At 50.7% G+C, this 12,991-nt stretch carries 9 protein-coding genes; 6 read left to right on the forward strand and 3 right to left on the reverse strand.

The features are described from left to right. Positions 1–127: 127 nt before the first annotated feature. Complete coding sequence (locus tag WDY75_RS04305) at positions 128–1,726, reverse strand: ribonuclease J (protein ID WP_231888097.1); 1,599 nt, start codon at positions 1,724–1,726, stop codon at positions 128–130. Between the two features lie 305 nt (positions 1,727–2,031). Here WDY75_RS04305 and WDY75_RS04310 point away from each other — a divergent pair, with 305 nt between their 5' ends. Further along, positions 2,032–2,784, forward strand: a complete 753-nt coding sequence (locus tag WDY75_RS04310; RefSeq protein ID WP_063477800.1) for a YqcI/YcgG family protein — start codon at positions 2,032–2,034, stop codon at positions 2,782–2,784. 304 nt (positions 2,785–3,088) lie between these two features. Further along, a complete protein-coding gene (locus tag WDY75_RS04315) occupies positions 3,089–4,510 on the forward strand; it encodes a glycosyl hydrolase family 18 protein (RefSeq protein ID WP_338841929.1) in 1,422 nt (473 codons plus the stop codon). On the opposite strand, the gene WDY75_RS04320 is transcribed toward WDY75_RS04315, so the two are convergent. Then, a complete protein-coding gene (locus WDY75_RS04320) occupies positions 4,505–5,383 on the reverse strand; it encodes a helix-turn-helix transcriptional regulator (RefSeq protein WP_063477799.1) in 879 nt (292 codons plus the stop codon). The genes WDY75_RS04315 and WDY75_RS04320 overlap by 6 nt on opposite strands. Positions 5,384–5,583: 200 nt before the next feature. On the opposite strand from WDY75_RS04320, the gene yicI reads away from it, so the two are divergent. From yicI to WDY75_RS04335, 3 genes are all read left to right on the forward strand, one after another. Further along, positions 5,584–7,914, forward strand: coding sequence for an alpha-xylosidase (yicI, locus tag WDY75_RS04325; protein ID WP_036643536.1), 2,331 nt, complete (start codon positions 5,584–5,586; stop codon positions 7,912–7,914). A gap of 245 nt (positions 7,915–8,159) precedes the next feature. Beyond that, on the forward strand, positions 8,160–9,968 hold the full coding sequence (locus tag WDY75_RS04330; protein WP_036643535.1) for a sensor histidine kinase: 1,809 nt from the start codon (positions 8,160–8,162) through the stop codon (positions 9,966–9,968). Further along, entirely contained in the window at positions 9,943–11,496 is a 1,554-nt protein-coding gene (locus tag WDY75_RS04335; protein WP_063477798.1) for a response regulator transcription factor, read from the forward strand. Before WDY75_RS04330 ends, WDY75_RS04335 begins: the two co-directional genes overlap by 26 nt. A gap of 172 nt (positions 11,497–11,668) precedes the next feature. On the opposite strand, the gene WDY75_RS04340 is transcribed toward WDY75_RS04335, so the two are convergent. After that, entirely contained in the window at positions 11,669–11,905 is a 237-nt protein-coding gene (locus tag WDY75_RS04340; protein ID WP_156515022.1) for a hypothetical protein, read from the reverse strand. A 114-nt stretch (positions 11,906–12,019) separates the two neighbouring features. Between WDY75_RS04340 and WDY75_RS04345 the strand changes: the two genes are divergently transcribed. Beyond that, positions 12,020–12,982 carry an ABC transporter permease gene (locus WDY75_RS04345; RefSeq protein ID WP_006212767.1) on the forward strand — a complete coding sequence of 321 codons (963 nt, stop codon included), beginning with the start codon at positions 12,020–12,022 and terminating at the stop codon, positions 12,980–12,982. Positions 12,983–12,991 lie beyond the last annotated feature (9 nt).

The raw sequence follows: 12,991 nt of genomic DNA on the forward strand, positions 1-12,991 counted from the left end.
ATAGCTGTTCTGTTATTCACAGCAAGGAACTGAATGTAAGAAAAGGGTGGACCCACAAAGGTATGAAATACCTTGGGTCCACCCTTTTTGTATGGTGATTCTGTTCATGCGGCAGGGCGTGAAGCGTTTATATTTCCATAATGGAAGGCATAATGTACGGGCTTCGGCCCAGCTCCCGCTTGAAGTAACGGTTAAGCGTGTTGTTGGTCATCTGCTCCCAAGCCGCGCGGTTGTATTCACGCTGCTCTCCGGCCTTGTTCAGCTGTTTGCGCAGCATGGCTTCTGCGCGGCGGAGAAGAGGTTTGGAATCCTGCATATAGACAAAACCGCGGGTGATCAGCTCCGGCCCGGACATCAGCTTGCGCGTTTCGCGATTGATGGTAATGGCAACGATGACAACGCCATCGTGAGCGAGCTGTACCCGCTCTTCAAGCAATTCCTTTTCATGAGTGCGAAGCTCACCGTTATTAATATAGACGTCTCCGGAAGGGATGTTCCGGCCTTTCCGCGCGTAGTTGCGGAACAGGGACAGCGTATTTCCGATGTTCATCAAGTAAACGTTGCTGTCAGGAACACCAACCTGCACGGCCAGATGACGGTGATTGAGCATCATCCGGTACTCCCCGTGAATCGGTACGAAATATTTAGGACGCAAACTGCTGATCATCAGCTTGAGATCTTCGCGGCAGCCGTGACCCGAGGTGTGAATATCGAGAATGGATCCGTATTTGACCTCTGCTCCGGCCCGCATCAAGAGATCGATGCTGCGGTTTACATTCTGGGTGTTTCCGGGAATCGGCGAGGAGGAGAAAATGACGGTGTCCTCCGGATGAATTTGAATGGAACGATGGGCACCTGAGGCGATACGGGTCAGTGCCGCATTGGGCTCGCCCTGACTGCCTGTACAAATAATTAGCACCTGGTCGTCCCGATAACGGTTAGCGGCTTTGGCATCGATAAACATGCCGTCAGGGACGCGAATATAACCGAGTTCTTGTCCGATGACAAATACCTTCTCCATACTACGGCCGACAATCGCGATTTTGCGTCCTGTTCGGATGGCAGCCTCAACGACCTGCTGTAACCGATGGACGTTAGAAGCAAAGGTTGCGAACAAAATCCGTCCGGGACATTCCTGGAACAGACGCAGAATGGAGTTGCCCACGGTACGCTCTGAAGGCGTAAATCCGTCGCGCTCGCTGTTGGTGCTGTCGGCCATAAGGGCGAGCACGCCGCGTTTGCCAATATGCAGGATTTTATGCAGATCAGCGGGTCTATCCTCTGGCGTAAAATCAAATTTAAAGTCCCCGGTATGTACGATCGGACCGTATGGGGTTTCTACCACGACCCCGAAGGCATCCGGAATGCTGTGGGTGGTTCTGAAGAAATGAACGGAAAGATGACGGAATGAGATGGTTTCGTCTTCATGAAACACACGCAGATCGCTTTGGTCCAGCAGACGATGCTCTTCCAGCTTCACACGAACCAATCCGATGGTCAGCGCCCCGCCATAAATCGGCATCTGGATTTGACGAAGGACATAAGGAATAGCCCCGATATGGTCTTCATGGCCATGGGTCAGAAACAGACCCTTCACTTTGTGTTTGTTATCGATTAAATAACGGATATCCGGAATGATGTAATCGACTCCGCTCATTTCGGCATCCGGGAATTTCAGCCCGGCATCGATGAGGATAATCTCATTCTTGAATTCCACACCGTACATGTTTTTTCCGATCTCTCCAAGCCCCCCCAGCGCAAAGATGCGCACAGGCGGAGCGGATGGCCTCGGTTTTTTGGCAGGCTTGGCAGTTTGAATCTGATCTGTTAGCAGGGGTTTAGACATAATGTGAAAGAATCCTCTCTATGGTAATTAAGGCAGAAGCCTGGTCATTTTATATTTCTTCTCTACTTAAGATATCAGAAAGTTCAAGCTTCGTGAAACGCTTTTCGAAATTCATTTGGATTTCGGCCGGGACAGTCACCCATTTTTATCCACTCTTATATGCTGTAGAAAGAGGAGGACTGGTGATGAGCGGTTTAATGAGGTTGGAAGATATGGATGCTATTCATGGATTACCGGAGGACTGGCAGCGTGAAGCGATAATAAAGCTAACCGAGAAAATGACGGACCGTTCCGCCAAATTCCCCTGTATTCCGGCAGTGCAGGGACATGTGCTGAAGCATTTTAGATATGGCTTTATTAATCAGGGCGAATCGCAGGAGGCAGCGGGACAACTGGCCTCACTGCTGCATGAGTTCGGACTCGGCTCCAGAGATTTTGGGCCGTATACTTCACTTGTCGTGTTGATCAACACGGAACATAGCAGGAATGACTTGGCAGGCGTCGAGTACTATGAGCGTTTATTCTGGCAGCTGCTAAGCCGAACAACCGAATACGACGCAGAACCTTGGCCGGAGGGTCTCCCCGAGGAGCCTTCGGAACATCTGTGGGAATTTTGTTATGCAGGCGAGCCTTATTTTGTGTATTGCGGCACACCCGCGCATGAGCTTCGTCAGAGCAGATATTTCCCTTATATGATGCTTGCCTTCACGCCCCGCTGGGTTCTGCAGCAGTTCAATGCCCGGGAAGGGCAAGCAGAACGAACAAAGGCCATGATTCGCCAGCGGTTAGTTGAATATGATCCCGTACCGCCTCATCCGGATTTAAAGTTCTATGGGGCGGAGGATAATTATGAATGGAAGCAATATTTTCTGCGGGATAACACAGAATCGCTGTCAAAATGTCCGTTTGGAAGGCTCCACAAGGAGATCAACAGATAACAAGAAATAACACACTGCTATCATCATACCCTAAATTGTAGTAAGGGTTAACCAAGCTTATCCATTCAAGGCCGTTATTTTGCGAAAATTTGCAGAGTGACGGCTTTTTATTGGAATTATGGATTCATTAGGGTGTAGGATTTTGCCCCTATATAAGTAAATCTTATCCTTTTTATACAAAGATCCACCAAGTTACACTTAAAGTGCGTTTTATAATTTCATTGGTATAGACCTGGGGAGGTGTATGGAACGAAGCTTTTGTCAGATTTGAAAACGCTTTAATAAGAATAATGGAAGGAGTTGTATGATGATGAACAGCATGTCCAGAACCATGAGAGGTTTTATTCTCGGAATCGTTGCTGTGCTGGTATTCAGTGTATTTCCAGTGTTCAAGGCCCAAGCAGCCGAGGCTTGCACAGAGCCTGCGTGGAGCAGTTCGGCTGTGTATGGTGGAGGCAACATAGTATCCCACAATGGTCATGCGTGGAAAGCGAAGTGGTGGACGCAGGGCGAGGTTCCTGGAACGACCGGACAATGGGGCGTATGGGAGGACTTGGGGGCCTGCAATCCAGGAACACCACCAGTCGATCCGCCAGTGGATCCCCCGGTCGATCCTCCTGTGGACCCACCTGTTGATCCTCCGCTGCCTGGGAGCCGGATGTATGTTGCTTACGCGAGCTCTTGGAATACAAGCATATACGACCTGACTACGGCTAATGTTCCCAATTACATTACCCATGTCAATCTGGCATTTGTAAGACCAGATACCACGTATGCCAAAGGCTCTTATGCATTTGACCAAGCCGTTGCGGGTTTGGAATTCGTGGAAGGAGCAACAACGCCAAACGGCCAGCGTAAATTTACTTCCCAGCAGTCCCTGGACCTTCGAAACAACATCGCGGCGCTGAGAGCCCGCGGAACGAAAGCGTTCCTGTCAGTAGGAGGCTGGTCGTACAGCCAAGGCTCACAGTGGTCCGGATTCAATGCCAAGAACATTGTGGATCTGGCACAGGATTTGGGTGTGGCCGGTGTCGACATCGATTGGGAGTCCAGCGGCAGCAGCTGCAACAAAGGAACAGCCGCTCAGTTCAGCTGCTCCAAGGATGGCGAGATCGCCGGCATTATTACGAGCCTCTATAACGAAATCAATGCAAGGAATGCCAATCTTCAGATCTCCATCGCAGGATGGTCTACGGGCGCTTATTATGTGAAGGGAACGCCGTTTGAGGAAGGCAAAGTTCAATGGGGTTCCCCTTTTGGCGGCACGATGTACCGTGTCGTCAAGGATCATGGCAGCAAGATCAATTTCATTAATCTGATGTCCTACGATGGAGGCATCTACTACGATCCTCGTGAAGGATACGAATCTTATAAGGCGATATATAACGGGCCGATCAACATGGGCATGCAGATTGCACCGGAGGGCTCCGGCGGCGCTGTCCTGCAGCTAAATGCAGCACCGGGGACGGTGTATGATGCCGAGATGATGAACGGACAGAATAACATCGCAACACAGTATTATAATGTAGAAACGATGGTTAATTACATCAAGAATAAGGGAAAGGCCAATGATGGCTTCATGCTGTGGCAGCTCTGGAAACAGCGGGTGCACCAGCCTGCACCTTCGGGAGCAGCGAACGAGAACAGCGCCGGACAGTACGTATGCCGTAATTTGCAGCTACCTGGGGATTGCAATCAGACCATACCAAGCTTACCGAAATTATAATTTCTTCCGATACTCCGATGGTGTGCAGTTCATGATCTTTCGGAATACCCGAACAAAATAACTGATGTGTCCAAATCCGACATCGAGTGCGATGTCGGATATTTTATTGTCCGGCTGCCGAAGCAGCTCTGCCGCTTGGCGAACGCGATAGGAGTTCATATAATCCACGGGGGTTTGCCCGGTCATGGATTTAAAGAACCGGCAGAATTGGCCTTCGCTCATCGGAATGAGCTCTGCCAGCTCACTCAGCCGGATGGGGCGGTGGTAATGATTCTGAATGTAGAGAATCACCTTTTTTAAGCGCTCGGTCCTCGTGATATCAGCGGTCTCGCTCCGGCTTCGGTTTGCCAGCCTTCCAGTGGATGCAGCTTCAAACAACATGAGAAACAGATGTCCCTTTATAGCGGCTTCATAACCGGCAGGCTTTTGCTCCGATAACCCAATCATTTCCTTTATATGTCCAAGCAGCCTGTCATCGGTTTCGGAGGTCATCCGTCTTGGGAAGGTTGCCCTCCGCTCCTGAAACGGGATAATCATGCCCTCCTGAACAAGATCATAGTGGGGGCTTGCAAGCATGCCGAAATCGAACACCATGGCGCAGAAGCTGCACCCTTGGTCGCCCTGGGCATGTCCGGTATGGAGGTCGCCTCCGTCGATAAATATCGCTTCACCCGCCCGAACAGGAATATATTCCGAATCAATCTGAAACAGAACCTCCCCTTCCATGACGTAAAAAATTTCCGCTTCCTTATGCCAATGGGAGTCTACCACATGGGCACCGGGGGCAAAGTGATACCAGTAGGCGCCGAACGGAAACCGCTCATTCCCGTGGATGGTGCTTTCTTTTAACGATTGACGAAAAGATTGATCCATATGGAATCCCCCTTGGAAGTGGAATGCGTGAAGTGGAATTAAAATTGAAATCGAAATTGGTAAACCGATAGTTTGCGTCAATATTGTGCTATATATAGATCGAATACTGATAGTATGGGTAAAAATAGATCAGTATAATGACATTATAACGCTTACATCATAAAGTTCAATTTACCAAATATAGAAGGGCGGTATATAGCATGAAATTTACGGACGGCAACTGGCTTATCCGGGAGGGTTACTCCGTTTCGGGAGCGGTTCAGGCTTATGATTTCGCGGTAAAAGGAAACACGCTGACGGCTTATGCATCTACGGCACCCATTCCGGGAAGAGGAGCCACAATTAATGCCCAACTGATCACCGTGCAATTTCATTCGCCGGCACCCGGCGTCATCGGCGTTAAGCTGGTTCATTATGCGGGGGTACGAGATCGCGGTCCTGCATTTCAATTGTATGGGAATGAAGGTGACCACACGGTCATAGAAGAGAACGAGCAGGAGGCTGTTCTTCGCAGCGGCAATCTGAGCGTTGTGATCAGGAAGGGGCCGGAATGGTCGGTTCACTTCTATAGGGGAGGCGAGCGCATCACCGGCAGCAGGGCCAAATCCATGGCGCATATCGTGGAAGATGGCGGACAGGCCTACATGCGCGAAGAGCTGGACCTTGGCGTCGGCGAATGGGTATACGGACTTGGCGAGCGCTTCACTTCGTTTGTGAAGAACGGTCAGGCTGTGGACATATGGAACCAGGACGGCGGCACCAGCTCCGAGCAGGCCTATAAAAACATTCCATTCTACATCACGAACAAAGGATATGGTGTGTTTGTGAACCAGCCGGATCTCGTATCCTTTGAAGTAGCATCGGAAAAAGTGAAGAAGGTGCAGTTCAGTGTGCCAGGAGAGTCCCTGGAATATTTCATCATCGACGGACCGGACCCGAAAGGCGTCCTGGACAAATATACGAATCTGACGGGGAAACCGGCACTGCCGCCGGCTTGGACCTTCGGATTGTGGCTGTCGACGTCTTTTACCACGCAATATGACGAAGACACTGTAAACTCTTTTGTTGACGGTATGCTGGAGCGCGATATTCCTCTGCAGGTCTTCCACTTTGACTGCTTCTGGATGAAGGGGCTCAATTGGACGGATTTCCAGTGGGATGAAGAGGTGTTCCCTGATCCTGAAGGCATGCTGAAGCGGCTGAAAGAAAAGGGACTGAAAATTTGCGTATGGATCAACCCGTACATCGCCCAGCGCTCGCGTCTTTTTGAGGAGGGCCGTGAGAAGGGCTATCTGGTGAAAAAAGAGAACGGCGACGTTTGGCAGTGGAATCTGTGGCAGCCGGGCATGGCGCTTGTGGACTTCACGAACCCGGATGCGTGCGAATGGTACGCAGGATACCTGCGCGAGCTGACGGATATGGGCGTTGACAGTTTCAAAACAGATTTCGGTGAGCGCATTCCGACGGATGTGGTTTATTTTGACGGCTCCGATCCGCATAAAATGCACAATTATTACACCCAGTTATACAACCAAGTGGTATTCAACGTGTTAGTCGAGAAATTCGGCAAGAACGAAGCGGCGGTGTTCGCTCGCTCCGCAACGGTTGGCGGGCAGCAGTTCCCTGTGCACTGGGGCGGCGATTGTTATGCGGATTATGAATCGATGGCGGAGAGCCTGCGCGGGGGCTTGTCCCTTGGTCTCGGCGGCTTTGGCTTCTGGAGCCATGATATCGGCGGTTTCGAAAATACAGCTCCAGCGCATGTGTTCAAACGCTGGCTGGCATTCGGCCTGCTGTCTAGTCACAGCCGTCTGCATGGCAGCAGCTCCTACCGGGTGCCATGGTCTTATGACGAAGAGGCTGTTGACGTTACGCGTTTCTTCACGAAGCTGAAGAGCCGTTTGATGCCTTATTTGTTCCATACAGCTGTGCAAGCATCGGAGCAAGGCGTACCAAGCATGCGCGCCATGTTCCTGGAATTCCCGGACGACCCGGCTGTCGAGATGCTGGATCGTCAGTATATGTTAGGGGATTCTCTGCTTGTGGCACCGGTATTCAGCGAGAAGGGGGATGTGAAGTACTACCTGCCGCAGGGCCGCTGGACGCATCTGTTAACAGGAGACACCGTGGAGGGCGGATCCTGGCGCAAGGAAACGTACGATTTCCTTGGACTGCCATTGTTTGTACGCGGCAACTCGTTTGTTGCCCTCGGTTCGAATGATGCCCGTCCGGAATATGACTATGCAGACGGTGTAGAGCTTGGTCTATATACGCTGGAAGACGGCAGCGAGGCATCCGTCACGGTTCGCAGCATGAGCGGAGAGAGCGAGCTGGTCGTGCGGGCCGTACGCGCAGGAAACCGCATTGACTTTACGGTGGTGGAAGGCAGCGGCAAGCCATTCTCCGTGAGGCTGCACGGGACAGGAGCCGTGTCATCCGTCGAGGGCTCAGGGGCGAGTCTGCAAGAGGGTCAGATTCAAGTAGAAGCAGGACAACCAGCGGTGAGCTTCTCAGCAGTGCTGGCAGGATAAGAGTACAACACTTGTCTGTAGAGGTTTCTGGCATGAAGTAGAAGGTTTGCTTATTAAGGAAAAAACATAGCGAAGATAAGCCCGGACCAGCCTTGTGTTGGAGTCGGGCTTCTTCCATATTTTAGTTGGCCTTGGATGAATGGCAATGCTGATATAATAGGCCTGCGGCAAGCATAAGTGCACTGTTTTGTAATCGCTTTCCTAAAAAAATGCCGAAGACTAGAGGACAGGAGCGAGACGGTCCGATGTTATCCAATTTCATTCAAATTATGAACGACATGAAGATCCGCAACAAACTAATATTGTCCTTTGTTGTTGTGGTTTTTGTACCGGTGGCCATCGTGGGGATATTCCTTACGGGAGAGCTCCGGAAATTCGCTTTGAACAATGCTTTGGAACAGGCTTATCAGAATGTGGACCGCATTAAGAAACGGTCAACCGAAGTTATCAACGTGGCGGACGATTTATCCTATCGCCTATCGTATGATGAGCGTCTGAAGAATGTTGCCAACCGGCAATATGAAAGCGTATACGACGTATTTGTAGCATACAGGGAGTACCCTGACTTGCAGCAGGCCATTCGGATGTATAAGGAAATATCGAATATTCGCTTTTATAGCGACAACCCCACCATGCTGAACAATTGGGAATTCATATACCCGGAGGGTGAAATCAGGAGAACCGAGTGGTATCGGCGAGCCGAAGACAATATCGGCGTCATCTACTGGGATTATGTTCGAGATGAACGGGATCAGAAGGTATACCTCAGCCTGATTAAAGGGGTCGACCTGGGAAGCAAGGACAATCTGGGTGTATTGGTGATTAACGTGAACACCGGCTTGCTGAATACGATTCTGAGCCAGGAAACGTTCGACACGATTATAGTAGACAGCAAGAACAATATCGTTGCGGCCAACCGCCCAGAGCTGTACGGAAAGACTTTGGCGGAAATTCACGATAACAACGGCGCTGTGTACAACGCCAGTGGAAGCTATGAATCCGTCATTGACGATGAAGCCTCCAAAGTTCTGATTGAGCCGTTGAATACGGAATCGGGCGTAAACGGCCTGCGTATTATCTCCATTTTTTCGATCGACAGCATTGTGTCGGATGCCAACCGAATCAGCAAGCTGGCAATGACGGTTATTATTGTGAGCCTGCTGTTGGCCGTTATCCTCATTTACAGCTTCTCTGCACTGATCTCTAACCGGTTGCTGCGTCTCAGCAAACATATTACGAAGGTGGGTACGGGTAACCTTGGCGTTGCCATGGCCATTGACGGCAAGGATGAAATCGGCCAACTGTCGCGTCAGTTCAACTCCATGGTGGGCAATGTTAACGACCTGATGAACGAAGTGCAGGAGTCCAACGAACAGAAGCGGTTAATGGAGCAGAAGCAGAACGAAATCAAATTCAAAATGATGGCCAGCCAGATCAATCCGCATTTTCTGTTTAACGCGCTGGAGTCCATTCGCATGGAGGCGCATCTCAAGGGTGAGAGTGAAATCGCCAGAATTGTGCGGCTGCTTGGCAAAATGATGCGGAGCAACCTCGAGGTGGGCAGTGGAAAAACAACGATTAAGGACGAGATCGAGATGGTGCAGTGTTATCTCGACATTCAAAAATTCCGCTACGAGGATCGTCTGAAATATGAGCTTCAGGTGGATCCCGATGCGAATCACGTCAGAATCCCGCCCTTGATCATCCAGCCGCTTGTCGAGAATGCGGTCATACACGGGATGGATCACAAGGAAGAGGGTACCTTCATAAGGGTTAGGGTCACGGCCGCCGAAGGGATGCTGCACGTCATCACCGAGGACAATGGAGCGGGAATATCTTTGGACCGGTTAAAGATGATCTATGGCTATTTGAACGATACCGACGAGAAGGACGGCGGACGGATCGGGCTCCGTAACGTTCATGTTCGTCTGCAGCTCACCTACGGCCCTGAAGCGGGGCTGATCATATATAGTGAACCGGGAACGGGAACACGTATTGAATTCAGGATTCCGACAGGAGGAGAGAAGGATGTTGAGAGTGTTAATCGTGGATGACGAACCCAAGCTGCGTGAGGGGTTGAAAAGCATTGTGCCTTGGGGCGAACTGGGGTATCAGATTGTGGGCACAGCAGCGAACGGGAGCGAGGCATTGGAGAAGCACAGACACCTAGCCCCTGATGTGATGCTGGTTGATATTCGAATGCCAGGTATGGACGGATTACGGCTAATTGAAGCCATACGGACCGTGGATGCTGCGATTCATCTGTTGATCCTGAGCGGATACGCTGATTTTGATTATGCCAAGCGGGCCATCTCCCACCGCGTTGACGGGTACCTTCTGAAACCGGTAGATGAAGAGGAGCTTCGCCAATATTTGCTTCAGATTAAGGAAGCGATAGAACAAGAGCAGGAATGGAGGACATTGAACAGAGCAGCTTCCGATATGAGTCGTGAGCAGTTCATTCAAACCTGGTTCAGCCAGGAGAGTAAGCCGGACCCGGCTTGGCGGCAAATCGCCGAGAAGATGGGGCTGTTATGGAATCATTATCAGGTGCTGCTTATCCATGATCATCGGCATGTTGAATCCGGGCAGGAGGGCAGCCATCTGTTGAAAAATAGGCTGATTGAGGCTTTTGAGGAACAGGGGCATGGCGTGGTATTTTCAATGCATGACTATATCGGCATTCTAATGCCGATTCCGGTTCTGACGGCAGGAGGAAGGAAGGAGCTGCTTCAGATGGCGGAAGGAGCTGCAAGTCTTGCAGGCACTGCAATTACATCTTCTCTAGGACGCCAGGCTCACCGTCTGGAGGAGGTCCCAAGCTCCTACCGCTGTGCCAAGGAACGAATTCGCGAACGCTTCTTCTATGCGCCGGGGGAGCTATTATTCTCTGGATCTGAGCGATTTGCGGGTGACATTTCACGCGACGAGCAGCAACCCTATGATCCGTTGCAGTGGATGGAACAGCTCTATTATGCCGTGGATGTGGGCAATGTCGAGGTGCAGCGAAATCTGCTGCGCTCCGCCGCTTATGCCATGGTCCATGAGGGATACAGCGAGGAGGGAATGAAGCGTTCGTTCGTTGCGCTCCTCACCGGCGTGTACAACAAGCTGATGCAGCATCATACCGAGCTCCAGTCGCGGACGAAGGAATATTCGGATCGGATCGCCGCGATATTCCGTCAGCGGACGGCGCATGATTTATGCCAGCATTCATCTCAATTTCTGGAGGAGCTGATCTGGCAGGCAGGCAAGGGGGGGCGGGACCAGGAGATGAAGCGGATCATGGATTTGATCCAGCGCAATTACAGCGAGAATATCAAGCTGGAAACCCTGGCGACGGTATTTAATTACAACAGCGCTTATTTAGGGAAAATGTTCAAGAATACAACCGGAGAATATTTTAATACCTATCTCGACAAGGTCCGGATCAGCAAAGCCAAGGATTTTTTGAAGCAGGGCATGAAGGTGTATCAGGTCGCGGAGAAGGTAGGTTATACCAACGTGGACTATTTCCACAGCAAGTTTAAAAAATACGTCGGCACATCCCCGTCCAACTACCGCAAGGAGCTGGATCTGTAATTTAGCCGTGCCGTAACGCTGATTCGCACAATGTGACCGAGCCCGGATGTGGCGCCGAGGTTATACAGCCCATTGTGACAGAGTATCGCATGAGTAACCGCAGTGAGCCGGCACACGGCAAATAGGCTTCAAGCAGCTCCGCGCCATAAATACTTTCATATATCGCTGCCCATTAAGACGCGACTAAGGCACGCGTCTTTTTGTTTTTCCTGTGCCTCCCCCAAGGCATTACCGTGGGAGCCGAATGCTGCGAAGCATAGAGCGGAGGGGCCGGAATCGTATCGGAGAAGCGGCAGCGGTCACCTTTTAAAGCCGGGAAACCACCGCCCCGTGTCAATCGAAGTTTCCCGGGTTTAACAGCGATCGGAGATACGATCCGGACACGGAGCGGCGTAGAGGTCTTTGGCATTTTCACTCCCACCGTTAATGTCTAATTTTTATATGATTTTTAAGCCAATCCTTTGGGTACTTCCCTGCCGCAGCCTGGTTTATCATCAGAATATACAAGAGAGGAGGGGTTGGTTTGAAAGCGGTAACAAAGACAGAAGGCAGCATCCAACCTGCCGCAAAGAGAAAGAAAGGCTTCTGGGCCACTTTCAAAGAGCAGAAAGTACTGTATGGAATGTCGCTCCCATTTATCGTCATTGTGTTCATCTTCAGTTACATGCCGGTATGGGGCTGGTTGATGGCATTCCAGAATTATAAGCCCGGCAGGGGCATATTTGACCAGAAGTGGGTGGGTCTGGACCATTTCATCGCCTTGTTCTCTGACGATAAGTTTTATCTGGTGCTGCGAAATACACTCGCCATGAGTTTCATGGGATTGATTGTCGGATTTACGATTCCGATTCTATTCGCAGTCTTGTTGAATGAGCTTCGTGGAAGCGTATTCAAGAGGACGGTACAGACGATATCTTATCTCCCGCATTTTGTGTCCTGGGTTGTGGTAGCCGGTATCGTAACCAAGATGCTGTCCACAGATGGAGGCGCTGTCAATCAGCTGCTGATGTGGCTGGGCTTCATCGATCAGCCGATACAGTTTATGGCTCAAGGGAATCTGTTCTGGTATATCGTAACGGGTTCAGATATATGGAAGGAAATGGGCTGGAGCGCGATCATTTACTTGGCAGCGATTTCAGGGATTGACCAGGAGCAGTTTGAGGCAGCCAAGGTCGACGGTGCGAGCCGGATTCGCCAGATATGGCATATCACGCTGCCCAGCATCGCTCCTACGATTGCTATTCTGATGATCATGTCGATCGGGCATCTGATCAGTATCGGTTTCGAGAAGCAGTTTTTGCTGGGCAACCCGCTGGTGGTTGATTACTCGGAAGTATTGGATCTGTATGCACTGAACTATGGGCTTGGCATGGGACGTTTCTCATTCGGTACGGCAATCGGGATGTTTAACTCCATCGTAAGTATCATCTTGTTGCTGCTCGCCAACGGGGTGTTCAAAAAATTCACCAAGCAATCCATTATGTAAGGGGAGGGA

This window comes from Paenibacillus glucanolyticus (genome assembly GCF_037333485.1).
In the GTDB taxonomy this organism is placed as follows: Bacteria; Bacillota; Bacilli; order Paenibacillales; family Paenibacillaceae; genus Paenibacillus_AQ; species Paenibacillus_AQ glucanolyticus.